The organism is Bacillus sp. PAMC28571, from assembly GCF_014250435.1.
Taxonomy (GTDB): Bacteria; Bacillota; Bacilli; order Bacillales; family Bacillaceae; genus Bacillus; species Bacillus safensis.
In genome coordinates this window covers 577,580-600,709 of record NZ_CP060191.1, presented here as the reverse complement: position 1 = coordinate 600,709, position 23,130 = coordinate 577,580, and the positions used below count along the sequence as shown (strand labels likewise).

The following is a 23,130-nucleotide window of genomic DNA, read 5'->3' as shown; positions in this document are numbered from 1 at the left end:
ATTTGCTTATTCGAAATACACGTCAGTTAAAGCTTCTGAACCAGTTGGATGCGGCTGATAGCCTTTTAAATCATTAGAAGCGGCAAGCATTGGAATCGAATGCACCAATGGAATCCAAGGCGCTTCGTCATGAATGATTTCCTGCGCTTTTTTATACAGCTCATTTCGTTTCTTTTGATTTGTGTCTGTTTGCGCTTCAATAAGAATGTCATGCATTTTATCGTTTTCGAAGAATGTATAGTTGTTACCGCCAATGCTGTCTTTGTCCAGCAATGTGTAAATGAAATTATCAGGATCACCATTGTCCCCTGTCCAGCCTAATAAGAACACATCTGCTTCCCCTTTACTTGCTTTATCTAAGTAGGTTGCCCAGTCATATGTGACAATTTCTGCTTTGACGCCGACCTTTTCAAAATTTGACTGAATGACTTCTGCTACCTTCATCCCATCTGGCATGTATGGACGTGGTACAGGCATCGCCCAAAGCTTGATGCGAAATCCATCAGGGAAGCCTGCTTCTTTTAATAGTTCTTTCGCTTTTTCTGGATCATACGGATATGGCTCAATGTCGTCATTGTAGCCTTCTAAAGCTGGCGGCAATGGATTTTTTGCTGGCTCAGCAAGTCCGCCATAAAATGACTCAATAATCGATTCTTTATCGACCGCATAATTGAGTGCCTGACGAACCAGCTTGTTATCAAGCGGCTTTCTTGTGACGGTCAGTCCGATATAGCCTACGTTCATCGATGGTCTTTCAATGAGCTGGAGTGCTTTGTCAGTTTTAATGCCATCTAAATCTGACGGATTCACGCCATCCATTAAGTCGATCTCGCCTGTTTTAAGGGCATTTAAACGAGCAGAGTTTTCTGGAATGGAGCGGAAGATGATTTGATTCAGCTTTGGTTTATCCTTCTGCCAATAATCCTCGTTTTTTTCTAACACGATACGGTCGTTTTGCTTCCACTCTTTAAACTTGAATGGCCCTGTCCCCACTGGATTTTCTCTAAATGAATCGCCGCTTTTTTCAACTGCGGCTGGACTGGCGATGCCAAATGGTGACATGGCAATGTTTTTGAGGAATGTCGCCTGCGGGCGCTTTAGCTGAAATTCAATTTCATGCTCGCCTTTGACGATGATGTCTTTAATGACATGCCCTTTATCTTTTTTATAGCCGCCAAACATACCATAGTAAGGAAACTTTTCTGCGTCTCCATTCATCCAGCGCTCAAAATTGAATTTCACTGCTTCTGCGTTAAAGTCTGTACCATCGTGGAATTTCACACCTTTTCTTAAGTAGAACGTGTATGATTTTCCGTCCTTTGCAACATCCCATTCTGTTGCGAGGCCAGGATGGATGGTCGTGTCTTTCTCACCGTAATTCAAAAGCTTTTCAAATATATTCTCTGTGACCTTGAAGGTTTCGCCTTCTGTTGTTGTGATTGGATCTAGTGAAGTGGAATCTCCCCCTCTGCCAAATACGAGGGTATCTTTTGTTGCCTTTTCTTCTGATGTCGGTGAAGACGAGCATCCCCCTAAAAAGAGCGCCAGTGCCAGCACAAAAATGAAACTACTGAATAACCATGTCTTCTTCATTGTGTTCCTCCTTTTGATATAAATAACACGCGGCCGCGTGCCCCGGTGCCTCCTCATACAAAGCAGGAACTGCTTTCAGGCATTTCTCCCATCTCTTTGGACACCTTTTGTAGAAAGGACAGCCGCCGCGTTCCGTCATTGTGGTCTCTTCTGCTGCCACATCTTGCACCTCTAGTACGTGATCCATATGTGGAATGGATTTCAGAAGCAGCGATGTATAGGGATGAAGCGGGCTGTGAAACACATCCTCGGCAGGCCCCATCTCGACAATGCGCCCAGCATACATGACGGCGATCCGATCGCTCATATACCTGACAACCCCAAGGTCGTGAGAAATAAACAAATACGTCAGAGAAAGCGTCTTTTGTAATTCAAGCATCAAATTCAAAATTTGCGCTTGAACGGATACATCTAAAGCCGAAACTGGTTCATCGGCAATGACAAGACTTGGGTGCGTAATAAGTGCTCTTGCGATACCGATACGCTGCCTTTGTCCGCCGCTGAATTGATGCGCATAACGTTCCCCGTAGGAAGGATCAAATCCAACAATGTGCAGCATCTCTTTTACCCGTTTCCGTCTTTCTGCTTTCGTCCCATGCTGATGGACAATCAGTGGTTCCTCTAAAATATCTTTGATTTTCATTCTCGGATTTAAAGAAGCATATGGATCTTGAAAGATCATTTGAATATCTTTTCTTAAGGAACGCATGTCTCGTTCTTTTAGAAGGGTGATCTCCTGCCCTTTTAATTGAATAGAGCCTGACGTCGGTTCAGTCAATCTCATTAGGCTTTTGCCAAGTGTTGATTTACCGCAGCCTGATTCACCAACAATGCCAAGCGTTTCTCCTTCCTTCACGTGAAAGGACACTTGATTTAAAGCCAAAGTCGATTGTTTATGTTTAGAAAAAAAAGCGGCTGTGTCATACCGTTTTGTCAGCTGATTCACTTGCAAGAGTGGGTGACTCAGTGTCTTCTCCTCCTTCCATTAGAAAACATGCCACGCGATGATTCTGTTCAATGGATTGTAAGGCTGGATCTTTTTCAAGACATTGCGCCATTTGATATGGGCAGCGTGGTGCAAATTGACAGCCGGACCGGATGGCCCCTGGCTTAGGCACATGACCTGCAATAGAGATGAGTTTTTCTTTTTTCTCTTTAAACGATGGGACTGAGGCGAAAAGACCTTTCGTGTAGGGATGCAGAGGTTTTTGAAAAATACGGTCAACGGTTCCTTCTTCTACAATTCGACCGGCATACATAATCATGACTCGCTGGCATATTTGCCGCACCACGCCTAGATCATGGGTAATAAATAAAATAGCAGTATCCAATTCTTCGTTCAGTTTTTTGAGCAGACGAAGGATTTGCGCTTGGATGGTTACATCAAGTGCAGTTGTCGGTTCATCAGCGATCATGAGCTTTGGGTGACAAAGCATTGCCATCGCAATCATGACTCGCTGGCGCATACCGCCTGATAATTCGTGTGGATATTTTTTAAGTAACGATTCCGCTTGCTTCAACCCAACTGTTTCAAGAAGATCAACTGCCTTCGCTTTTGCTTCTTTCTGACCGATTGCTTGATGTGTGAAAAGGGCTTCCGTCATTTGTTTGCCGATGGTCATTAATGGGTTCAGAGAGGTCATGGGCTCTTGGAAAATCATCGAAATGTCATTTCCTCTTATCTCTCGCCACTCTTTCTCTGAAAGTGACAGCAGATTTTGCCCTTCGAAATGAACCTCACCCGTTGTTTCGGTTTGCTGATTCAATCCCATTAATGACATGCTTGTAATACTTTTCCCGCAGCCAGATTCGCCCACAATTCCTAACGTTTCCCCTTTTTGAATCGAGAACGATATGTGATGGACGATGGGCACTTTTTGCTTTTTCTGCTGAAACGCAATGGACAGCTGTTTGACATCTAGCAGCACGTCTTGTTCTTTCACATATTCACCACCCCGTCATACTTTTTAAAATTGTATTGAGACAAGCTGGGAAATATGTCATGTTTTTGACAAGCATAAAAAAGCCTATCCGCTAGAATCGGATAGGCTTCTACTAATTTAATGTTTGAATGGTAAATAAATGACGATAGTGGCTGTCTTGATTCATTAATTCTTCGTGTGTTCCCTTTTCCACTATTTCGCCTTGTTCCATGACCACAATTTGGTCAGCATGTGTAATGGTTGATAATCGGTGTGCGACAATAAAAGTTGTGCGATCCTTCGCCAGCTTTTGCATCGCTTCTTGAATGTAATGCTCACTTTCTAAATCAAGTGCGGACGTCGCTTCGTCTAAAATCAAAAGCGGTGGATTTTTTAGAAATACCCTTGCAATGGAAATCCGCTGTTTTTGTCCGCCTGACAGCTTCACGCCCCGTTCTCCTACTTTCGTGTCATATCCTTCAGGAAGAGACATAATAAAATCATGGGCGTTTGCCGCTTTTGCAGCCGACACGATTTTTTCAAAAGATGCTTCAGGGTCACCAACCGCAATATTTTCTTTAATCGTGTCACTGAATAGGAATGTATCCTGCAGCACCATTCCGACTTGATTTCGAAGGCTTCTTGCTTTGTACTCTTTGATATCAATGCCGTCAATTTCAAGTGACCCGTTTGTGACATCATAAAACCTTGGAATTAAGCTGACGAGTGTCGACTTTCCTCCACCGCTCATTCCTACAAGGGCAACTGTTTGTCCTTTTTCTACTTTCAAGGAGATATTGTGCAGAATCTCTTCCTGCGTGTGTTCATAACGAAACGACACATTTTTAAACTCTACCTCTCCTTTTAAATGATTGGCTTCTTTTGCATTCGGCCGGTCTGTGACCTCATATGGCTCATCAATAAACTCAAAGATCCGATCCATTGATGCAACGGACTGAGTTAACGTCGTGGATGAGTTAATGAGACGTCGAATCGGATTGTACATCCGGTCAATATAGCCGACAAAGGCGATCATGGTCCCAATCGAAAGCGACCCGTTAATTACGGTGTAGCCAGCAAATGCAATGATTAACAGCGGTGCAATGTCAGTGATGGTATTGACGACAGCAAATGTTTTTGCATTCCAATTCGTATGGTTGATTGCTTTGTTTAAGAAATTTTTGTTTTCATCATGAAAATTCTCTTGTTCATATTCTTCAATCGCAAAGCTTCGAATGACCGGCATTCCTTGTACTCGCTCATGCAGGTGCCCTTGCACTTCAGCCAGCGCCTGTGACCGCTCTTTTGTCAGCTTACGAAGCCGTCCGTAAAAATACTTTACTGCAAACGCGTATAGCGGAAAAATAATGACAGACACGATGGTGAGCTTCAGATCCAGTGTACACATAATAGCGATCACGATCAGTACAGTCATCATATCCAGCCAAATGTTCATGAGCCCTGTGATGACAAATTCCTTTGTCTGCTCCACATCGTTGATCACTCTTGAAATAATTTCTCCTGTTCTCGTGTTGGCATAATAACGAAGACTTAGCTTTTGAATATGCGAGAACAGCTTCTCCCGAATATCAAACAAAACCTTACTGCCTGTCCACTGAGCGTAGTATTGTCTATAGTATTCAACAGGCGGCCTCAACACTAAAAATAATACGAGCATGATTCCCATTATGATCAGTAGAGTTGATGTCTTTTCTTCAGCTGACCCCGAGCCTTGAATGACATCATCAATGACATATTTTAAAAGCAGAGGCAAGGTTAAGGGAATCGAGAACTTAATCATTCCGATGACCATTGTCAATGCAATCTGTTTTTTATACGGTGTTACAAAAGCCATGTAGCGTTTAATGACCCCCATGTAAATCTCCTTCCCAATCTATCAGTGCCTCTTATCCGTACGCAGTCAAAAACCTGTTAGCCTAAAAAGCCAAACAGGTTTTTCGATGCTCTTGCTTATTTTGTATAATGTAAAAAACGTTCATACCACATATCCACAAATTCAGGAGCAAACGGACCTTTCCGCTGGTGAATCCAATGCAGTAATGTATTCAGATGCTCTCTTAAGATACTATCGATTTCTTTTGGATAATTCATCTGCCTCTTATGATCTGCATATTCGTCCTCATCCAAAATATTGTACGTCATGTCTGGAAAGACTTTGACGTCTAAATCGTAATCAATATACTTAATTGCCTCATCATCTGTCGCAAAAGGAGAGCTGATGTTGCAGTAATAATATACCCCATCATCTCTAAGCATCCCAATTACATTAAACCATTGTTTTGCATGGAAATAGCAAATAGCCGGTTCTCTCGTCATCCAAGTACGGCCGTCGGATTCAGTCACCATTGTACGGTCGTTTGCACCAATGATACACAATTCCGTTGCTTTCAGAATGGTGGTTTCATTCCAAATCCTGTGGATCAAGCCATTATGTTTATAGCTTTGAATTTGGATGGTTTCTCCTTCCTTGGGATAGCCCATATTTTCTCCCCTACTTTCTATAACAAACAAACCTAACAGTCCAAAGACCTAATTTCCCAACTAAACATGTCTCTATTATATTATACCGTTACATCATTAAAAAATGAAATGAAAAAGCCATTCAAACCAATTGAACGGCACACTGACTTACATCGCGCTAGAACTCTTTTCCATCTGTTTATATGAGTTGATGACCTCTTCTGTCTGTTTTGTAAATAAGGTTTGCACTTTTTGCAGTTCCTCACGTTTCTGTTTGATCTGATCACAAAGCCTATGCCACTCTTCTTTTTTTTCATCCTGCAGCAATTGTTTTTCTGTTTCTAAGCATAGATCGAGTTCTCCCTGCACATCGAGCAGCTGATCCATGAGCTGCATTTGTTCTTTTACAAGCTGATCGAAATCAGACATCTAACTCCTCCCTTTTTATCGAATCCACTTTTTGTCTGTATACCATTTCTTGAAAGAAGAAGGAAATCCTTTGACTGTTTATGTAGAGGTTTTACAGGTTTTGTCGGATGGTGGTGAGAGGCAAAAAGAAAAGCACTTCATTCGTATATGAAGTGCTTTCCTTTGTTTCAGTGATTAGCTGTTTTGTTGTTTGTTTTGCTCAGCTTTTTGGTTGTATTTTTTTACGTGCTGTGCGTCAGTCTCGCTAGCAAATTCAGTGCCGTATTGACCACCTTGTGCAGCAGCTTGGTTTTGTTTCTTCACTTGTTGTGCGTTTGTTTTGTTTTGTTGTTGATCCATCATTATCACCTCCACGCACATTAATTTGTGCAGAAGGTGTACATCCTATTCATGATTTTTTTAAACAAGCAAAGAACGTCCGCCATCTACAATAATCGTCTGGCCTCTGATCATGTCTGCTTTGCCTGATACAAGGAATTCCACGCTGTCGACCATGTCTTTAATTTCCACCATTCGGCCGGCAGGTGTATTTTTCTTCGCATCTTCTAAAAGCTCTTCACGGTTCGGGAAGTGCTTGAGTGCATCGGTATCGATCGCGCCGCCTGATACAGCGTTGACGACGATATTTTTTTGTGAAAGCTCTACAGAAAGGTAACGTGTCAAAGCCTCTAGTGCTGCTTTTGATACGCCGACGACTGTGTAATTTTCAAGGTAGCGGATAGAGCCAAGAGAGCTAATGCTGACGATATGTCCGCCGCCGTTTTTCTCCATTAGTTTCGCCGCTTCTTGTCCGCAGAATAACAAGGCTTTCGCATTGATATTCATTGTCCAGTCCCAATGATTTTCTTCAAGGTCCATAATTGGACGCTGAACACCTGATGCCGCATTGTTTACAAATACATCTAAACGGCCAAATGTTTCGTCGATTTGCTGAAACATGTCTTTGATTTTCTCAGGCTGGCCTACATTGGCTTTAACAACCAATGTTTTAACACCCATCGCTTCAATTTCTTCTGCTGTTTCAAGTGCGGCTTTTTTGCTTCTCGCATAGTTAATGACAATGTCATATCCTTTTTCAGCGAGGCGAAGGGCAACTTCCTTCCCTACTCCTCTGCTGCTTCCTGTAATTAATGCACATTTACGTTGACTCATTATGGTTCATCTCCTGATTTGAATAGTTTTCGTTCATTCGCTTCACACTAATAGGAAAGTTCCTATTAGGAGGTTACATTCATGTATGTCGGACGCGATTTAAGCCAGCTTGGCATGATGTCCAAGGATCAATGGAAAGATACTGAGCTTGCTTACTTTCATCATGCTTTCCAACAAATTTTACCTTATTTAAACGAAGAAGGGCAATCTAAGTATCGAGAAATCATTTCTGAAATCGAAGACCGCGGGGGTCTGCACCGAAATGAAGCTGATTATACCCACGGGACAACGGTTAAATATGACTAGGCTGCTCAAGTGCCAGCTTCCAAATTTTTTGGTGTGAGACTGGCAAAGCATATGCCTCAAATTCTTCTGTTGTGACTTTTTTCAGCTTCGTGTCATCAGATACAGAGGTAACTCGTCCAAAGAAAACAGAAATATTCCAGATGAGGTGGGTAAATACATGCTGAATGGTGCCTTCTAAATCACCAAGCTCCGCTTGTACACCCGCCTCCTCTTTTAAGAAATCAATGAGCTGCTCTTTTTCCGTTTTTCTTCCCTTCATGGTTTCCATGTTAGGGAATTCCCATAAATTCGCAAGCAGGCCTGTACTTGGCCGCTTATGAATATATAGGTTGCCTGCGTCATCAAATAACACCGCTGCTGCCATTGATTTTGCAGTCGGCTTTTTCTTTTTGCTTTTCACTGGGAGCTCATACTGAACGCCTTCCTCGAATGCCGAGCAATGCATGTTCACAGGGCAAATGAGGCAGGCAGGGGATGTTGGGGTACAAATGAGCGCACCAAGCTCCATCAGCCCTTGATTAAATTCTGACGGCTTTTCCCGGGAAATGAGCTGATCGACCGCAAACTCGAAAATGTTTCTCGTTTTTGGTTTTGCAATATCATCCCATATGGACAAAATACGAGAAATGACCCTCATCACGTTGCCGTCTACCGCAGGATACGGCTTGTTATAGGCGATACTCAGCACTGCGCCGCTCGTATACGGGCCTACACCTTTGAGCTTTGAAAATTGCTCTTTCGTATCAGGGACAATGCCACCGTAGGATTCATATACTTCTTTCACAGCTGCCTGTAAATTACGCACTCTTGAGTAGTAGCCAAGACCTTCCCATGCTTTCATGACCTTTTCTTCATCAGCTAAAGCGAGATCCTTCACCGTCGGGAATTGCTCCATAAACCGGTTGAAATACGGAATGACCGTATCTACTCTCGTTTGCTGAAGCATGACTTCTGATACCCAGACGCGGTATGGATCTTGATTTTCACGCCATGGCAATGTTCGTTGTTCTTTTTCATACCAATCAATTAAATCATGCTGAAAGCCCGCAATATCTTTGCGGTCCAGCTTTTCTTGAATGTCTTTCATATCTATACTCCTTCTCATTGGACCGAGGGCTAACGTTCTGAATAGAACCTTATTTGTTGTATACTGTTTGTAGATACGTTAACATGTTACATTAAATCGGGATAAAGCAAAAGTGATTTTGCACATAGTCTTGATTGGAGACGTATACTTTGTATGATTGTTCCTAAGCATGACAACTAGGAGGTAATCAATTGGACACTGGTACTCATGTAGTAATGGGCATTTCTCTTGGGGGACTTGCACTTTTAGATCCAGCCGTCAGCGCAGATCCACACATGGCACACGCCGTGATGATTGCGACCATCGCCGGCTCCCAAGCACCAGACATTGATACTGTGCTAAAACTAAAAAATAATGCGGTTTATATAAGAAATCACCGAGGATTTACACATTCCATTCCGGCTGTTCTGTTTTGGTCATTGCTGATTCCAGCTGTGATTTTCCCATTTGTGCCGGGGGCGAATTTACTTCACCTTTGGTTATGGACACTATTAGCCGTTGTGCTTCATGTGTTTGTTGATATTTTCAACGCATACGGCACGCAGGCCATTCGTCCATTTTCGAAGAAATGGGTAGCGCTTGGAATCATTAATACGTTTGATCCGTTTATCTTTTTTACACACCTTGTCGCCATTGTCGTTTGGGCGATTGGCGGACATCCCGGCTATACGTTCATCTCGCTGTATGCGGTGATATTCTGTTACTATATCGTCAGGGTGATCATGCAGCTTCAGATTAAACGTCAGCTGCGTGCACGATTCGATGAAATTGAAGAGATTATTATTTCGCCTACAATGAAGTTCAGACAATGGCGCATCGCCGTGAAATGTAAATCCTCTTTCCATGTTGGGCGCAGCATGAATGGAGAGGTCGTCATTTTAGACACGTTTAACCGTGTGCCGGTCCCTGAGACTGAAATTATGAAAATTGCCAAACAAGATGAAAACATTTCAGCCTTTCTCTCCTTCTCCCCTGTCTACCGGTGGGAAGTGGATAAATACAAGGATCATTATGAAGTGCGGTTCATTGATTTGCGCTACCGCAGCAAAGGTCACTATCCTTTTGTCGCGATCTGCCATATCGACATGGACCACCAAATCAAAAATTCCTATACCGGCTGGATTTTCAGTGAAGAAAAACTGCAAAAAAAATTAAGACTCGGCTCTGTGTGAGCGAGTCTTTTTTTGTGCTTCACTTTTACAACTTCGTCATATATTCCACAATAAACTCCCAAAATCCAGGTCCTTCTTGGTAAATCAGCCGGTCTATTTTTTCGATGAGTTTGATATAGAGTTCTTGTTCGAGGTCTTCTCTTTCTTGATATGCCGTGTTTTGTAGTTTCTTTTTGATCATGGGTGTGAAGGTTTCAATGAGTTCTTCCATTTCTCCATTGGTCATTTTGTCTTCGTGCACGGACATCTCCCCCTGTTTCTTCTTTTAGTTTGTTGAGTGCTTTTTTGTGAATGTTTGAGATGTTTTGTCTTGTTTCGCCTAACTGATCGGCTATTTCTTTCATCGTTTGGCCTTCGACATAGATTTGGGTTAGGACCATTTTTTGTTTGTCTGTGAGCTGCTGGTAGGCCTTGTACAATGTTTGGTCTTGCAGATGCTCCCCTAGGTCTTGCTGGTTGAAGAGCACGGCTTCATACGTATCTGTTTGAACAGGGTCTTTCACTTCTTGCGTATCAGGATGATCGAGTATAAGCGGAAAACGCTGCTGTTTCTTTTTTACTCGTTTGTCAAAGTCGACTGAAAAGATGCGTATCATTGTGGAGATATACTTGATGATGCGGATTTTCTGATAGAACTGTTTGAACTCGGAATCTAGTTTTTTGGCATTTTCCTCGTTTGGCTCTTCCATGACTTGCCGGAGCAGCTGCTCGTTTTTCGGGTTGCTTAAAAACTGCTGAATGAGCGGGTGATCAATGATTTCCTTCCACTTTGCTTTCAATAACAGCCGATAATCCATGTGCATCCTCCCCTTTGTTCCCTCTACTAGCATTAAGTGGACAAAAGTTAAAAAAAGTAAACTTCGTGAAACGGGTCTAATGGTTCATTTTCTCCCCCTCTGCTTTCCTTTTTCTTCTTTCATACCACTTATATAGAAGACGAGCATCCGCTGGGAGGTGAGACAAATGGAGACCTTTTTTTCAGAGGAATGGCTGAAGCAGCTCGGTCAGGCTGGCTTCCCTGCCATTTTGACGGTTTACTTGCTGACACGCTTTGAACGAAAGTTTGATGAATTAAGCAAGCTCATCCAACGATTAGTCGCTGCTCAAAAAAATGATGAATCAGATTGACATCTGCTTGATTCGTTTCACCTTATGAAAACGAGGGCGAAATGAAAGGCCTTTTGTCACCTCACACAATACGATGTTGAAAGGGGATTTGATCATGAGTGAAAAGCAAAATGGAATACCACAGCCGATTCGAGGAGAAAAAGGAGCAACGGTCAAAATTCCACGTAATCTCGAGCGGGACAGACAAAATCCAGATATGCTCACGCCGCCAGAAACCGATCATGGAACGGTCTCCAACCTGAAATATTCTTTTTCTGATACACACAATCGTTTAGAAAAAGGTGGCTACGCCCGTGAGGTAACAGTACGTGAACTGCCGATCTCTAAAAGTCTTGCATCTGTTAATATGCGGCTAAAGCCTGGTGCGATTCGTGAGCTTCACTGGCATAAGGAAGCAGAATGGGCGTACATGATTTATGGGGAAGCCCGGATTACATCGGTTGATGCAGAGGGGCGCAATTTTACAGAGGATGTGACTGAGGGTGATTTGTGGTACTTCCCTTCTGGCCTGCCGCACTCTATCCAAGCACTTGAACCGGGAGCTGAATTCTTGCTTGTGTTTGATGATGGGTCATTCTCAGAAAATAGTACGTTCCAAGTAACCGATTGGCTTGCCCACACGCCAGAGGAAGTCGTGCTTAAGAACTTCGGTATGACAAAAGAACAGTTTGACAAGCTGCCAGAGAAAGAAAAGTATATTTTCCAAAAAGGAATTCCTGGTTCCCTTGAATGTGACAAGGTGAAAACAGAGCAAGGAGAAGTCCCGAATTCCTTTAAATATGAGCTGTTAAAACAGGAGCCGATTACATCAAGCGGCGGACAAGTGTGGATTGCGGACTCTACCAATTTCAAAGCGTCTAAAACGATTGCATCTGCTCTTGTGAAAGTTGATCCAGGTGCCATTCGCGAGCTGCACTGGCATCCAAATACGGATGAATGGCAATATTTCATTTCTGGAAAAGCACGAATGACGGTATTTGCTTCTGATGGACATGCGAGAACCTTCAACTATCAGGCGGGAGACGTTGGATATGTCCCATTTGCGATGGGGCATTATGTAGAAAATACAGGCGACGAACCGCTTTATTTCTTAGAAATCTTTAAGAGCGATCATTATGCAGACATTTCACTCAATCAGTGGCTTGCGGTCACACCGAAACAGCTTGTTCTTGATCATTTAGATCAAGGTGAAGATTTCTTAAAACTGCTTGATACTGAAAAACATCCTGTGATCGCTGCGCCTAAAAAAGAGGATTAACATATAACTTCCTGCAAAAAGGCTGTCCTTTTTGCAGGTATCTTCATGTAAAGGAGTGTTTGTTCACCTATGCAGCAATCTGTTCACGCTTTATGGCAAGGGCTGAAATGGCTCATGGCGGCGTCGGCTGTCTGTTACATATTTTTGTTGTTTTGTGTGCTGTTCTTTCATTTAACGGGTGCTTTTTATCAATCGATTTTATCGATGCTTTTATTTATGGGCATCTATGTGGTACTTGGGATATCCTTTGAGCATGTGGAGCATGTGCTCATGAGGGTTGTTAAAAAGTGCCGTTCCAAAAAACGCTCCGTCGTTTTCTATGCCATTTCAATTCATCTCTTGTTTATTTGGGGTGCTGTCTATTTATCAGATGAATTGGTGGGCGGCATTTTACTATCTACTTCTGAGGAAGTTCTCTTTGCGCTAAGCCTTTGGTTGTTTCATTTTTTGTTTGATTATGCGACGTTTTCGTTTGAGAAAGAAGCTTAGTGATTTGCTTCATATAATCGATCAGCCCTTGGAAGATAAAAAAACACCACTTATGATGAAAAGTGGTGTTTCTTGTGTTTTCTTCGTGCATATAGGATCGCACCGATCAAACTGACGAGTGAAATCAACGCGAGAATTCTGATATATGGCGGATAGTATGTTAGCACAATCTCGTTTTTGCCTTTTTCTATTGGAAAACCGATAAAGGCGTAATTGGCTTGTTCAATATCTGTCTGCTTTCCGTTTACCGTGAGCTCCCAGCCTTTTTCATATGGTACTGGCAAGATCATATAATCATCGCCACGTTTGTTATCATATGAAATCGTAAAGCGGTTGTTTTCGAGCTTTACTTGCTGGCTGCCATTATCCTGTTTTTCTTTTTCATATGCTTTTTCTAGAATGCGGTAAGGCTCTTGGTACAGCTTCAGTTGATCGAGTTCATACGTCCCTTTTGGTACTCGAATGGAAAGGATTTTTTCTGCAGGGACTCGAATCGTCACTTCATTGACGCCTGTTTTGTAGATGGATGTATTGCTTTTTCGTGAGGTGACGTAGTTGTCAACGGATAACTGAAATCCTTCGTTACGGTCTGTCCGCTTCACATAAAAGCTCACATACACATCTCCAGCGCGGGCCATATCATCTGGCAGCGTGATATTCAGGCCGCCTGTTTCTCCGTATACATCAAGCACGCCATGTTCGTATACGGCTTGTTCCGTATGAATGTTTGTATCCTTGACTCGATTTGGCGTAATCTCAATTTCAGCGTTTCCTTTTTTGTCTAAAATCACACCTTGCAGCATTGCATGCTCTCTATCAAGCGCTGAGGCATTTTTTAAGGATTCTTCTGAATAAATCGTGCTTGTTGTTCTTGCAAATGGCAGCGGCCGTGTATTTTCATACACTTTATAATGCTCGCTTTCCAATATTGGCTTAAAATAAGCTGGTGGTGAGTAAGGCATCGTATTGTCTCTCATATAATACTTTCCGTAGGTCAGGCTGTATAAATTCACCCTGTCCCCCATTGTTGCATAACGGCTGACACTTTCACGTCCCATATCGATTTGCAGGTCATTCCAATAGAAATTGAGCAAATGCTGATTCAATATACTTGAATACGCACTCATGCCTTGAAAGCCTTCAAATAACGGGGTATTGTTGCGCACGCCATTCATCCAGTCAATCCGGGCAAGCGGATCTTTTGAAGAGCGGCTTTGAATCTGCTGGATGAGCTTCATTTGTTCATGTCCAGCATATGCCTCACTATTCAGATACGTATTTGATACGCTCTTAATATTGCTTCTTTCAGATAAGTAGCCCTGCTGATACACGCCTGCTGTCAGTAAGCTGAAAGCGATGAGCACAGCTGAAAAGAGACGAAGGTGCTGGCGTTTTTCCGCATGAATCACAAGGAAAAGCAAGCTGATCACAAGCAGCCCTATGCCTGTAAATACAACAACATCCATATTTCCCTTTGCTCGTTCTGATAAGATGACTGCGAGAAGAAACACGATCCAAGCGCCTAAGACCGCACGCTTTTTCCACTTCCACTCGATTTGCGAGAAATGCTTGATGGTGATGGCTACGTCCGCTCCAACTGTAAAGGCAAGAATGTATTCAAATCTGTACTGCGGTGCTGAAAAACCATTAAACACGCTCGCCATCTTTGGACTGTAGTGAAAAACAATAAGCAGAACGCTGATCGATGTAAACATAAAAAACCACCTGTTCCGATAGAGCGGAACGAGGAACATACAAATGAGAAAGATCACAGGTAATAAATACACCCTGCTTGTAAACAGCAGATGATCATGCAGATCAAACCAAGGTATAGATTGATCATATGGCGGTCTTATATTATTAAGAAAACCATAGACAGACGGAACAAAAAAGGCAGCACTGATTCCAAAGGATAACAGCGTAGAAATCACCAGCGTCCAGAACACCCGCCACCCATTCTCCTCACTTCTCAGCTTGATGATATACCTGAAGACTAGATAGATCGCTAAAAAGATAAAATGAATATAAGCAAAGTAAAAATTGTTGATAAGCATCAGGCTACACGCCGCAATAAACCAAGCCGGCTTACCCGTTTTGAAAATCCGTTCAACCCCAAGCACAAGCAGCGGGAGCCACATCATACTGTCGGTGAAAAACTCCCAAAACGTTTGATGCCGAAAATACACAATAGACAATCCGTAAATTGCGGCTCCTGTTAATGCACTCAGCCTATGCTGGACCATGGAAAGAAGCACACGGTAAGCGATGAAAAGAATAAGCGTCAGCTTCATCACACTCAGCCAAATGACGGCATTTGCCCAGAAATGGATGTCCGTTGACTGGATAAGATGAAGTGCATTCATCAGCCAGACGACAGCGACCGTGACCATAAAGACAGTCGACGTTGTGAAATAATAACCTAATTGCGTATATGTACCGCCGCCTAGACCGAATTGATAGGAATAAAAGAAGTTCCCTTTGACGTATTCATCGTAAAGCAGCTTTTTAAATGGGAGCATTTGTGAGATTCCGTCTCCATCTCCTGTCATGTACCGGCCTTGCGTATATTCATATAAGAAAAAGGAGTGTCCTAATAAAGCGAGAATGAGGCACATTCCTATCATTATCCATCTACGTTTCATCATCTAAATCCTTTCCACAAAAGATCCACTGTTCTTTGAAACAAAACAACCCAGCAAGCGATTCGTGCTTGCCGGTTATTTGACTCCACGTTATTTAAATAACTGTGTTAACACTCGGTCTTGTTCCTTTGAGCTTGTCTCTTGTTCCATCACATTTGATTCCTGGATTAAATAATGCGGCCTCTTTTTCGTTTCATAATAAATACGGCCAATATATTCTCCAATCACACCTAGACTCAAAAGCTGGACACCTCCGAGGAACAGCACAGCCGATATTAAAGTAAAATAACCCGGCACCATAATGCCCGTTCTGACGATTTGAATAAAGGTGGCTACGATGTAAATCAATGAGAGAAATAAGATCAGTATGCCAGTATAAAAACAAATTCGCAGTGGGCGGTTGTTAAAAGAAATAACGCCATCTATGCCATAGTTAAATAATTTCTTCAGTGACCATTTTGTATCACCATGCTGTCTTTCTACATTTTCATAATAGATGACCTTTTCTTCAAACCCAATCCAGCAAAAAAGCCCTTTCGAAAAACGATTTCCCTCTTTCAGCTGAAGCAATGCATCGATGGCTTGGCGTGAAATTAAACGAAAATCCCCGACGCCATCACGCAAGTCCACTTCTACTACCTTGTTCATCACCTTATAGTACATGGATGACAGGTAAGAGCGCAGCTTGCTGTCACCTTTCCGATTCCGTTTGGCAATGACTTGATGATAGCCTTCTTCATACCCTCTGACAAAGTCCTGAATTAAATACGTCGGGTGCTGCAGATCGGCGTCCATAATAATCGCAGCTGCTCCTTTTGCATGTTCAAGACCTGCCAAAATAGCGGCTTCCTTTCCAAAGTTACGCGAAAAGGATATATATTTAACTTTTGCACTTTTGCGAGAGAGCTCTCTCATGTATTGAAGCGTGTTGTCTTTGCTTCCATCATTTACAAAGATGATTTCAAAGTCATAATGAAAATCGCGAAACTCTTCCTCGAGTGCCTCAAAGATTCGTCTGATGTTTTCACCTTCATTGTAAGAAGGAATTATAACAGAAAGCAGTTCCCGTTCCATATCGCACCTTCTCTTCACTTTTTTCACATAGTCTGATATGTTCATTATTCCTTTTTTGTCAGAAAACGAAACACTTTTTTATTATCCATAAATTACATGTCTCTTTAATCGTTTCATTATATCAGAGTTTTATTTCCAGTGATTTTCGGTAAGATGAATTTAATGTAATTTTAAGTTTAATCATTGTAAAAAGCCTGTAATTTCGATCACAGACTGGGTATTGTGTCATAAAGTTATTTGTTCATTAGTATATTTTCCAAATGATTGAAAAAGATGAATGGAAGTAAAAGGGCAACCTTTTAGTGAAGCAGCCCTCGATTGTTTTGTTGCAGATGCTCGTTTGCCTTTGATTGTTTATTTTGAAATAAATGCAGCTGCGCGCCGTAGCTCTCGATCCACTCTTGGACAATTCGTTCTGTTGTTTCCTGTCCTTTATACTTGCGGCCAGCCTTTGCATAAGTCGTTTCAAAATCACTCCAAAGCAGCTCTACCCATGTACGTGCTTCGTCATATGTCAGCATATTGTTTTTTTCCATAAGTTGTTCTGTTAGTCGCTCAAAGTATTGTTCCATGTGTATTCCTCCTTCATCTAGCAGAAAGTGCCTTTTTAAAAAAACTTCTTTTTTCATATACTACCCTTACGTCTTCAAAAGACGCAAATGATTTGTATTGTTTGGAGGGAATCGATATGCGTAATAAAGCAAAAGGCTTTCCAAATCAGGTAAATCACAAGTTTGAAGGCGAACCAGGCGCTACAGATGCTTATGCGTCTAAACGGCCGAATGGTGAAACGAACACACGTCCACAGGAACGTATGAGGGCATCAGGGAAACGCTAATTTTTCCAAAGGGAGTGCTTGAGATATGAGTTCAAATGGGAAATCGTATATGGCAGACTTTGTTCAATTAAGGACAACCGCTTACCCTCAACCATGGGCAAATGCAAAACATTCTGCCTCTCAGGTCAACGGAGAAACGCAGCAAACGCAGCACGACATCGTACTTCAGAACAACGTCCGTAAACAGCGTTCGAAGTAAAGAAAAGGACTGATCTTTTAGGATCAGTCCTTTTGCGTCAGCATTGAAATCGGCAGGGCATCTTCCTTATTTGGAGCCGATACTCTGTATCCCCATGCAAAAACGCCATTTAGATATTCCACATAAAACTCTTCTTCTGTGTCTTTAATTTGATAAGTTGTTTTCGTTTGAATCGAGGCTGGATCTAATAAATAGGCTTTCGCCATATCGATTTTCCGTTCTAAAACTGCGTATTCATTCACAATGCCAAGCTGCTCAGCCTTTCGTGCTTTTTCAGAAAGGGCGGCAATCTCCTGCTTCAATTCGTATTCTGTCATCTCACTATAGCGTTTTTCCATCTGTCATTCCCCTTTGTCTAAAACGTGATCAATTGTATCAAGATCAAAGCCTTTTCTGAATAAAAATTGCTTTACTTTCATCTTCTTTTCAAATGATCCGTCATACCCTACCTTGCGTTTTGCCTTCTCCAGCATATAAAGGAGGGCTTCTTCTTCCTTTTCCTCTTCTTGTCCATCATAGGCTTCTTGAAGGGCTTTATCAATGATCTCAAACGAAAATCCCTTTCGCTGCAGCTGCAGCTTGATGCGCTGCTCGATCTCTTTTGCAGAACGATTTTTTTCTTTTTTGACAAGCTTGAGAACCTGCTTTACAGCTTCCTCCAGCTGTAAGTCATCAGGGTATTGCGATAGCGCCTGTTCAATCGTGTCATCGTCTATCCCCTTGAGCTTCAATTCTTTTTTTAGGACGGACGGTCCTTTGCTGTTCGTTTTCCGGTGGGTGCTGACATAGGCTTCTGCAAATTCAAGATCATTTACATACTTATAATGCTTCAATTTGTGTATAATTTCACTAATAGCAGGTGCAGGGATTTCTTTTTTCGTTAAATAATCGGTGACTTCTTTCACTGATCTCATGCGGTAGGATAAATAATCAACGGCCTGCTGAAATCCTTTTTTCACTGAATCACCGAATTGAATCTCAATGATATCTGCTTCGTCCAGCTCTTTTCCTTTTTTCAAATCATGCTGGACGAGCACATCTAAATCAACGCTAAAGGCGTATTTTTCATCAAGAAAGATGTTGACCCGCTCGGTATTGTTTTTCTGAGCAGAAATTTTTGTAATATAGGGCATCCTGTGATCACTCCTTTTCCAAAACAGTCAGGATGTTTCTTCTGATTCAAAATCGTGAAAGATATAGGTATGTATATGAGAGGAGAGATGTCAATTGAATATCGCCATTACCGGAGGAACCGGTTTTATCGGCCAGCATGTCACAAAAGTGCTCGCTGCTGAGGGACATCATCTATATATTTTAACAAGAAATCCAAAGGAATCCGAACAAAATCATTTACATTATGTGCAGTGGCTGACTGAAGGTGCTGCACCTGAGCATGAATTGCCTGCCATCGATGTATGGATTAACCTTGCTGGAAAATCCATTTTTACACGCTGGACAGACAAGGCAAAAGAAGGCATCCTCTCCAGCCGTCTCAAATCAACACAAGAGGTAAGACGCATTATAGAAGCGCAGGAATCAAAGCCATCTGTGCTGATTCAAGCAAGTGCTGTCGGAATTTATGGCACATCTCAAACAGGAGATTTTACGGAGGAATCACATCCTACAGATACTGATTTCTTAAGTCATACATCAAAACTTTGGGAAGCTGAGGGACAAAAGATTGAAGCACTCGGCATTCGTACGGTCTACACCCGCTTTGGCGTCGTGTTAGGCGAAAAAGGGACACTGCCACTGATGACACTTCCTTACAAGCTGTTTGCCGGCGGGACAATCGGCTCTGGCTCGCAATGGGTTTCATGGATTCATGTTGAGGATGTGGCACATCTCATTGCTTATGCGATTCATAATGACGACCTCTCAGGCCCGCTCAATGTGACATCACCGAATCCTGTTCAAATGAAACAGCTTGGACAAACCATTGCTTCTGCCCTTCACCGCCCCCATTGGTTGAAAGTGCCATCTTTTGTGATCAAAACGGCCCTTGGTGAAATGTCATTACTTGTTTTAGAAGGTCAGCGTGCTCTGCCAAAAAAAGCACTGCTCTCTTCTTATGACTTTTTGCACCCTGAACTAAAAGAAGCAATTTTGCATTCTAAGGAATAAATGTTGTCAAAAACACCCATCCTATTAGAAATGATATGAGGGGGCGATTTTGATGAAGAAAAAAGAACACCAGCCAACTTCGAAGCTGAAGAAAACCCAAGAAGTCCTGTATCAGCAGGAATTCAAAAAAGCGGAAAGAGCAGCAGAAAAAAGAAACAAATAAGACGGATATTCCCCTCCAACAAGCACATAACTAAAGTGATCTTGTAAAGGAGGGAAAGGCTTTGAAAAAAGACCAACACAAAAAATCCAACCACGAGCTCGCGGCACAAGAGACGGATGGCGAATATGTTGAATTTTCCAAAGAACTTGCAGATCCGAATGACGTAAAAGCAATGGCACGTATGAAAGCGGCCGATCAGCGCGCCAAAAAACAATAAGTAAAAAAGCAGACCTTATTCAGCGGTCTGCTTTTCTTTTATTTGATTTCAGTAAGAAGACTTGATGCTTTCTGGCGTGATTTTTCCTCAGGCACCTCTTCTGGATAACCTATATGAAGGATCGCAGCAAACCGTTCGTTTTCCTTTAATCCCATGTCTTGTTGAAAGCCTTTGTCGTATAAAATACGTCCGCTCTTCCATACCATACCGATCCCTTGATCCCACGCAAGCAGCTGAAGATTTTGAATAAGTGCGCTGACAGCGGCAAAATCATCATTTCTCACCACAGGGTTCTCGTCTTCTTTTAGCACGACAAGTAAAAGCGCTGGAACCTTAGAAAAGTATTCTCTGTATTGATTGATTTTTTCTTCTTTTGCATCTGGGTTGTTGCGCTGAAAGAAAGCAATAAAGCGCTCTACAAAAGTCGCTTTCGCTTCATCCGTCACCGCATATAAAAAGCGCCACGGCTCCGTGATTTTATGGTTCGGTGCATAGACTGCATCCTCTAATAGCGGCTGAAGCTGCTCAATCGTCACCGGTGTGTCTTTGAATTTTCGAATCGATCGTCTATATCTGACAGCGTCTCGAACCGTTAACGCTTCTGTTTGTTGTTTCGTTTCTGGCATATGATATGTCATCCTTTCAATCAACTTAATTGAAATTGATTCTCATTCACATTATAAACGTCATCGCATGCAGTTGCAAATCAAGAATCCCTCCTCCCCGTCTAAATAGTTGTTTGACTTTTTCAAGTAATGTTACAATCATATTACGTTTTAAACAAATTTTGAGAAAAAAGCCAAGATGATGAAATGATTTTCAAGTATTCCCATTTTGTCTGATCTGGTTTTTTTGTCAAAAGGCTTTCAACCATGATTGGAAGGGAGGCTTCTGGATGGAATGAAAATCAATATTGGACAAATCATTAAACTCTACCGTTATAAACAAAATATGACCCAATCTGAATTGGCAGAAGGAATTTGTTCTGTCTCTCATTTAAGTAAAATTGAAAATGGCTCAAAGGAGGCCAATCAAGATACGATCAATTTGCTGCTTGAACGGCTTGGCATCAGCCAAGAAAAGCTGTCACAAAAGGCGCGTCATCTGCTGTCACTTTTGGATGAGTTTCAAATGAATATGTATTTCTATGCTCTCGATCAGGCTGAACAAAATGCAGAAATGATCATTCAGCACGAGGAGCAGTTCTTTTCGCTCGATTTAGGTATTCAGTATCATTTGTCCTTATTTCAATTTTATTTATTAACGGATAAACAGCCGCTTGCCTTAAAAACACACCGCGTGCTCAAAAAATTCGAAAAAACCTTTATTGAAACGGAAAAAGAAATTTTTGAATATCTTGACGGCATTCATCAAATTAAAATTGGTCAGCTTGAAGATGGGCTGAAAAAGCTTGAAAGCTGTTTTTCCTACGCTTCAGTTGAACAAAGTGATTTGTATTATCACTATGCAAAAGCCCTTGGAAACATGGGACAGCTGGGTGATGCGCTTGAAGCGACACATCAAGCGATGGATTTATATAGACAAAAGAACAATTTCAAGCGGATTATTCACTGTACACTCATTCACGGCGTGATCTCACTTGAACTAAAAGCCTATCAGACTGCGAAGAAATATATAAAGGAAGTGATTTTGCACACGTCCCTTCATCCTGATGCCTATATTAAAATGTCCGCTTATTTTTATTACGGGGTGCTCTTAAAACGTGAAGGTGATTTCTCTTCAGCTGTGCCTTATTTACTAGATTCACTCAATTACTTTAATCAAGAACAGATAGAAGATCGTTACTGTGAAACGCTATATGAAATTGCGACACTATATGCTGAATATGACCGCAAAAAAGCACTTCCCTACATACACGAGCTGTTAAAACAGCCTCGTATTCAGCCAAACTGTTTATATATGATCAAAATCTATAAATTGATGATTGAGGAAAACCCACTTGATTTGAAAACCTATTTGGTCGAAGCAGCCCTTCCTTACTTTGAACACAATGAGCTGCACAGTGAATATTTGTTTGCTCTTAGGACCTTACTTACCTATGCAGGTGCTGAGCTTGATGAGCAGGCCTATAAGTCCTATACAAAGAAATTGCTCGATCATTTAACAGTATATCTTCCCTATTACAAAAAAGCATGACCTTCTGCCGTTCGAAGGTCATGCTTTTTCTATTTATTAAATGGTCTCTTGTTGATCTGTATCATGATGGTTCACCCGTTTGACAGAATGAATATACCGTCTTTTTGCAAAGAAATCGTACGCATGCTGTCCAAATCCAAGCCAAATACTGAGCACGATGAATGGGACCGTTCCCCATAAAGCAGGGATATGGCAGGCCATACGCAGCCAAGTATAAATCCCTGAATTCTTTTGATTTTTGGCTAGGGAAATAGACACAATTCGTTTTTCCGCCTTCTCTTCACTGATTTTATTCAGCCTGAGCAGCTGCGAGTGTCTAAAGGATTCAAAGTGAATCCGATTTTTCCAATCGAGTGATCTTAACACATCAATCGTTTTTGCACATGCAGGGCTTTGTCCGTCATAAAACACAAGCAGCCTCAGTGATTTAATGGAACGCTGTTCTCTTTTTTTCGATTCAGCGAGCTTCTTTTTTTCTTGATCGAGATAAATGATTTTTTTCATAAATTGATCGCCTGTCCTTTTCCATCATTTTTTTAGTTCGTTCAAAGGAGATTACAACTAGATTACTATAGTTGCTGGGCCTCTTGTATTGGGAAAAAGCCAACCGTTGTGCGTTATATGAGCCTTTGGATAAGGGCAAAATCATTGATTTCATAGCATATATGAGGTTTTTCAACTAAAAGTGGTTGGGAAAAT

At 41.9% G+C, this 23,130-nt stretch carries 28 protein-coding genes and 1 pseudogene; 11 read left to right on the top strand and 18 right to left on the bottom strand.

What is annotated here, in order from left to right:
• Positions 1-6: 6 nt before the first annotated feature.
• From H7F25_RS02625 to fabL, 8 genes and pseudogenes are all read right to left on the bottom strand, one after another.
• The gene (locus H7F25_RS02625; protein WP_185854194.1) at positions 7-1,593 is read right to left on the bottom strand and encodes an ABC transporter substrate-binding protein; all 1,587 of its coding nucleotides are present in this window, start codon (positions 1,591-1,593) and stop codon (positions 7-9) included.
• On the bottom strand, positions 1,568-2,545 hold the full coding sequence (locus H7F25_RS02620) for an ABC transporter ATP-binding protein (RefSeq protein ID WP_080780840.1): 978 nt from the start codon (positions 2,543-2,545) through the stop codon (positions 1,568-1,570). Before H7F25_RS02620 ends, H7F25_RS02625 begins: the two co-directional genes overlap by 26 nt.
• A complete protein-coding gene (locus H7F25_RS02615) occupies positions 2,514-3,536 on the bottom strand; it encodes an ABC transporter ATP-binding protein (protein WP_044334438.1) in 1,023 nt (340 codons plus the stop codon). Before H7F25_RS02615 ends, H7F25_RS02620 begins: the two co-directional genes overlap by 32 nt.
• Before the next feature lie 112 nt (positions 3,537-3,648).
• On the bottom strand, positions 3,649-5,391 hold the full coding sequence (locus H7F25_RS02610) for an ABC transporter ATP-binding protein (protein ID WP_025093468.1): 1,743 nt from the start codon (positions 5,389-5,391) through the stop codon (positions 3,649-3,651).
• A 95-nt stretch (positions 5,392-5,486) separates the two neighbouring features.
• The gene (locus tag H7F25_RS02605; protein WP_024425209.1) at positions 5,487-6,017 is read right to left on the bottom strand and encodes a nucleoside tri-diphosphate phosphatase; all 531 of its coding nucleotides are present in this window, start codon (positions 6,015-6,017) and stop codon (positions 5,487-5,489) included.
• A gap of 147 nt (positions 6,018-6,164) precedes the next feature.
• Positions 6,165-6,425, bottom strand: coding sequence for a YgaB family protein (locus tag H7F25_RS02600; RefSeq protein ID WP_044334441.1), 261 nt, complete (start codon positions 6,423-6,425; stop codon positions 6,165-6,167).
• Positions 6,426-6,599: 174 nt separating this feature from the next.
• Positions 6,600-6,749: pseudogene (locus H7F25_RS02595) on the bottom strand (gamma-type small acid-soluble spore protein); the annotation flags it as partial.
• A 75-nt stretch (positions 6,750-6,824) separates the two neighbouring features.
• Positions 6,825-7,577, bottom strand: coding sequence for an enoyl-[acyl-carrier-protein] reductase FabL (fabL, locus tag H7F25_RS02590; protein ID WP_024425211.1), 753 nt, complete (start codon positions 7,575-7,577; stop codon positions 6,825-6,827).
• 81 nt (positions 7,578-7,658) lie between these two features.
• Here fabL and H7F25_RS02585 point away from each other — a divergent pair, with 81 nt between their 5' ends.
• Positions 7,659-7,883, top strand: coding sequence for a hypothetical protein (locus H7F25_RS02585; RefSeq protein ID WP_003217808.1), 225 nt, complete (start codon positions 7,659-7,661; stop codon positions 7,881-7,883).
• Here H7F25_RS02585 and mutY read toward each other — a convergent pair.
• On the bottom strand, positions 7,870-8,970 hold the full coding sequence (gene mutY, locus H7F25_RS02580; RefSeq protein WP_185854193.1) for an A/G-specific adenine glycosylase: 1,101 nt from the start codon (positions 8,968-8,970) through the stop codon (positions 7,870-7,872). The genes H7F25_RS02585 and mutY overlap by 14 nt on opposite strands.
• Positions 8,971-9,161: 191 nt before the next feature.
• Here mutY and H7F25_RS02575 point away from each other — a divergent pair, with 191 nt between their 5' ends.
• Positions 9,162-10,142, top strand: a complete 981-nt coding sequence (locus tag H7F25_RS02575) for a metal-dependent hydrolase (protein WP_185854192.1) — start codon at positions 9,162-9,164, stop codon at positions 10,140-10,142.
• A gap of 25 nt (positions 10,143-10,167) precedes the next feature.
• Here the strand turns inward: H7F25_RS02575 and rsoA are convergent, their stop codons facing one another.
• Together rsoA and H7F25_RS02565 are read right to left on the bottom strand one after the other, a co-directional pair.
• Positions 10,168-10,389 carry a sigma-O factor regulator RsoA gene (rsoA, locus tag H7F25_RS02570; protein ID WP_029707333.1) on the bottom strand — a complete coding sequence of 74 codons (222 nt, stop codon included), beginning with the start codon at positions 10,387-10,389 and terminating at the stop codon, positions 10,168-10,170.
• On the bottom strand, positions 10,337-10,939 hold the full coding sequence (locus H7F25_RS02565) for a sigma-70 family RNA polymerase sigma factor (protein ID WP_024425214.1): 603 nt from the start codon (positions 10,937-10,939) through the stop codon (positions 10,337-10,339). The genes rsoA and H7F25_RS02565 overlap by 53 nt, the downstream gene beginning before the upstream one ends.
• Positions 10,940-11,105: 166 nt before the next feature.
• Between H7F25_RS02565 and H7F25_RS02560 the strand changes: the two genes are divergently transcribed.
• From H7F25_RS02560 to H7F25_RS02550, 3 genes are all read left to right on the top strand, one after another.
• Positions 11,106-11,270, top strand: a complete 165-nt coding sequence (locus tag H7F25_RS02560; RefSeq protein WP_073204399.1) for a YvrJ family protein — start codon at positions 11,106-11,108, stop codon at positions 11,268-11,270.
• 94 nt (positions 11,271-11,364) lie between these two features.
• On the top strand, positions 11,365-12,528 hold the full coding sequence (locus H7F25_RS02555; protein WP_024425215.1) for an oxalate decarboxylase family bicupin: 1,164 nt from the start codon (positions 11,365-11,367) through the stop codon (positions 12,526-12,528).
• Positions 12,529-12,597: 69 nt separating this feature from the next.
• Positions 12,598-13,017, top strand: a complete 420-nt coding sequence (locus H7F25_RS02550; protein WP_185854191.1) for a regulatory YrvL family protein — start codon at positions 12,598-12,600, stop codon at positions 13,015-13,017.
• Between the two features lie 50 nt (positions 13,018-13,067).
• On the opposite strand, the gene H7F25_RS02545 is transcribed toward H7F25_RS02550, so the two are convergent.
• The 3 genes from H7F25_RS02545 to H7F25_RS02535 all read right to left on the bottom strand — a co-directional run bounded on the left by H7F25_RS02545 (position 13,068) and on the right by H7F25_RS02535 (position 17,305).
• Positions 13,068-15,662, bottom strand: a complete 2,595-nt coding sequence (locus H7F25_RS02545) for a YfhO family protein (RefSeq protein WP_185854190.1) — start codon at positions 15,660-15,662, stop codon at positions 13,068-13,070.
• 87 nt (positions 15,663-15,749) lie between these two features.
• Positions 15,750-16,733 (bottom strand): glycosyltransferase family 2 protein, encoded by a 984-nt coding sequence (locus H7F25_RS02540; protein ID WP_024425218.1) that lies wholly within the window; start codon positions 16,731-16,733, stop codon positions 15,750-15,752.
• A 299-nt stretch (positions 16,734-17,032) separates the two neighbouring features.
• Positions 17,033-17,305, bottom strand: coding sequence for a YfhJ family protein (locus tag H7F25_RS02535; protein WP_024425219.1), 273 nt, complete (start codon positions 17,303-17,305; stop codon positions 17,033-17,035).
• Positions 17,306-17,421: 116 nt separating this feature from the next.
• On the opposite strand from H7F25_RS02535, the gene H7F25_RS02530 reads away from it, so the two are divergent.
• Together H7F25_RS02530 and H7F25_RS02525 are read left to right on the top strand one after the other, a co-directional pair.
• A complete protein-coding gene (locus tag H7F25_RS02530; RefSeq protein ID WP_003217849.1) occupies positions 17,422-17,571 on the top strand; it encodes a small, acid-soluble spore protein K in 150 nt (49 codons plus the stop codon).
• 25 nt (positions 17,572-17,596) lie between these two features.
• Positions 17,597-17,770, top strand: a complete 174-nt coding sequence (locus H7F25_RS02525; RefSeq protein ID WP_008360604.1) for a YpzG family protein — start codon at positions 17,597-17,599, stop codon at positions 17,768-17,770.
• A 23-nt stretch (positions 17,771-17,793) separates the two neighbouring features.
• Here the strand turns inward: H7F25_RS02525 and H7F25_RS02520 are convergent, their stop codons facing one another.
• Both H7F25_RS02520 and recX read right to left on the bottom strand, forming a co-directional pair.
• The gene (locus H7F25_RS02520; protein WP_041087336.1) at positions 17,794-18,108 is read right to left on the bottom strand and encodes a YfhH family protein; all 315 of its coding nucleotides are present in this window, start codon (positions 18,106-18,108) and stop codon (positions 17,794-17,796) included.
• Positions 18,109-18,111: 3 nt separating this feature from the next.
• Positions 18,112-18,903 (bottom strand): recombination regulator RecX, encoded by a 792-nt coding sequence (gene recX, locus H7F25_RS02515; RefSeq protein WP_024425808.1) that lies wholly within the window; start codon positions 18,901-18,903, stop codon positions 18,112-18,114.
• Between the two features lie 94 nt (positions 18,904-18,997).
• Between recX and H7F25_RS02510 the strand changes: the two genes are divergently transcribed.
• The 3 genes from H7F25_RS02510 to H7F25_RS02500 all read left to right on the top strand — a co-directional run bounded on the left by H7F25_RS02510 (position 18,998) and on the right by H7F25_RS02500 (position 20,274).
• A complete protein-coding gene (locus tag H7F25_RS02510) occupies positions 18,998-19,894 on the top strand; it encodes a TIGR01777 family oxidoreductase (protein WP_171464081.1) in 897 nt (298 codons plus the stop codon).
• A 52-nt stretch (positions 19,895-19,946) separates the two neighbouring features.
• Complete coding sequence (locus H7F25_RS02505) at positions 19,947-20,057, top strand: YfhE family protein (protein ID WP_017358836.1); 111 nt, start codon at positions 19,947-19,949, stop codon at positions 20,055-20,057.
• A gap of 61 nt (positions 20,058-20,118) precedes the next feature.
• Positions 20,119-20,274: a YfhD family protein gene (locus tag H7F25_RS02500; RefSeq protein WP_024425223.1), complete on the top strand. Its 156-nt coding sequence runs from the start codon at positions 20,119-20,121 to the stop codon at positions 20,272-20,274.
• Positions 20,275-20,312: 38 nt separating this feature from the next.
• On the opposite strand, the gene H7F25_RS02495 is transcribed toward H7F25_RS02500, so the two are convergent.
• Complete coding sequence (locus tag H7F25_RS02495; RefSeq protein ID WP_024425224.1) at positions 20,313-20,900, bottom strand: nitroreductase family protein; 588 nt, start codon at positions 20,898-20,900, stop codon at positions 20,313-20,315.
• A 274-nt stretch (positions 20,901-21,174) separates the two neighbouring features.
• On the opposite strand from H7F25_RS02495, the gene H7F25_RS02490 reads away from it, so the two are divergent.
• Positions 21,175-22,431: a transcriptional regulator gene (locus tag H7F25_RS02490; RefSeq protein WP_024425225.1), complete on the top strand. Its 1,257-nt coding sequence runs from the start codon at positions 21,175-21,177 to the stop codon at positions 22,429-22,431.
• Between the two features lie 36 nt (positions 22,432-22,467).
• Here the strand turns inward: H7F25_RS02490 and H7F25_RS02485 are convergent, their stop codons facing one another.
• The gene (locus tag H7F25_RS02485) at positions 22,468-22,935 is read right to left on the bottom strand and encodes a thiol-disulfide oxidoreductase DCC family protein (RefSeq protein ID WP_024425226.1); all 468 of its coding nucleotides are present in this window, start codon (positions 22,933-22,935) and stop codon (positions 22,468-22,470) included.
• Positions 22,936-23,130: the final 195 nt, after the last annotated feature.

Excerpts from the sequence above, each read along its gene's own strand:
- H7F25_RS02545 (WP_185854190.1), bottom strand. The coding sequence starts at position 15,662 with ATGATGAAACGTAGATGGATAATGATAGGAATGTGCCTCATTCTCGCT.
- H7F25_RS02560 (WP_073204399.1), top strand. The coding sequence starts at position 11,106 with ATGGAGACCTTTTTTTCAGAGGAATGGCTGAAGCAGCTCGGTCAGGCT.
- H7F25_RS02625 (WP_185854194.1), bottom strand. The coding sequence starts at position 1,593 with ATGAAGAAGACATGGTTATTCAGTAGTTTCATTTTTGTGCTGGCACTG.
- H7F25_RS02565 (WP_024425214.1), bottom strand. The coding sequence starts at position 10,939 with ATGGATTATCGGCTGTTATTGAAAGCAAAGTGGAAGGAAATCATTGAT.
- H7F25_RS02585 (WP_003217808.1), top strand. The coding sequence starts at position 7,659 with ATGTATGTCGGACGCGATTTAAGCCAGCTTGGCATGATGTCCAAGGAT.
- H7F25_RS02495 (WP_024425224.1), bottom strand. The coding sequence starts at position 20,900 with ATGCCAGAAACGAAACAACAAACAGAAGCGTTAACGGTTCGAGACGCT.
- H7F25_RS02540 (WP_024425218.1), bottom strand. The coding sequence starts at position 16,733 with ATGGAACGGGAACTGCTTTCTGTTATAATTCCTTCTTACAATGAAGGT.
- H7F25_RS02520 (WP_041087336.1), bottom strand. The coding sequence starts at position 18,108 with ATGGAAAAACGCTATAGTGAGATGACAGAATACGAATTGAAGCAGGAG.
- H7F25_RS02550 (WP_185854191.1), top strand. The coding sequence starts at position 12,598 with ATGCAGCAATCTGTTCACGCTTTATGGCAAGGGCTGAAATGGCTCATG.
- H7F25_RS02490 (WP_024425225.1), top strand. The coding sequence starts at position 21,175 with ATGAAAATCAATATTGGACAAATCATTAAACTCTACCGTTATAAACAA.
- H7F25_RS02605 (WP_024425209.1), bottom strand. The coding sequence starts at position 6,017 with ATGGGCTATCCCAAGGAAGGAGAAACCATCCAAATTCAAAGCTATAAA.
- H7F25_RS02535 (WP_024425219.1), bottom strand. The coding sequence starts at position 17,305 with ATGGAACAATACTTTGAGCGACTAACAGAACAACTTATGGAAAAAAAC.
- H7F25_RS02555 (WP_024425215.1), top strand. The coding sequence starts at position 11,365 with ATGAGTGAAAAGCAAAATGGAATACCACAGCCGATTCGAGGAGAAAAA.
- mutY (WP_185854193.1), bottom strand. The coding sequence starts at position 8,970 with ATGAAAGACATTCAAGAAAAGCTGGACCGCAAAGATATTGCGGGCTTT.
- fabL (WP_024425211.1), bottom strand. The coding sequence starts at position 7,577 with ATGAGTCAACGTAAATGTGCATTAATTACAGGAAGCAGCAGAGGAGTA.
- rsoA (WP_029707333.1), bottom strand. The coding sequence starts at position 10,389 with ATGTCCGTGCACGAAGACAAAATGACCAATGGAGAAATGGAAGAACTC.
- H7F25_RS02505 (WP_017358836.1), top strand. The coding sequence starts at position 19,947 with ATGAAGAAAAAAGAACACCAGCCAACTTCGAAGCTGAAGAAAACCCAA.
- H7F25_RS02600 (WP_044334441.1), bottom strand. The coding sequence starts at position 6,425 with ATGTCTGATTTCGATCAGCTTGTAAAAGAACAAATGCAGCTCATGGAT.
- H7F25_RS02485 (WP_024425226.1), bottom strand. The coding sequence starts at position 22,935 with ATGAAAAAAATCATTTATCTCGATCAAGAAAAAAAGAAGCTCGCTGAA.
- recX (WP_024425808.1), bottom strand. The coding sequence starts at position 18,903 with ATGCCCTATATTACAAAAATTTCTGCTCAGAAAAACAATACCGAGCGG.
- H7F25_RS02525 (WP_008360604.1), top strand. The coding sequence starts at position 17,597 with ATGAGTTCAAATGGGAAATCGTATATGGCAGACTTTGTTCAATTAAGG.
- H7F25_RS02530 (WP_003217849.1), top strand. The coding sequence starts at position 17,422 with ATGCGTAATAAAGCAAAAGGCTTTCCAAATCAGGTAAATCACAAGTTT.
- H7F25_RS02610 (WP_025093468.1), bottom strand. The coding sequence starts at position 5,391 with ATGGGGGTCATTAAACGCTACATGGCTTTTGTAACACCGTATAAAAAA.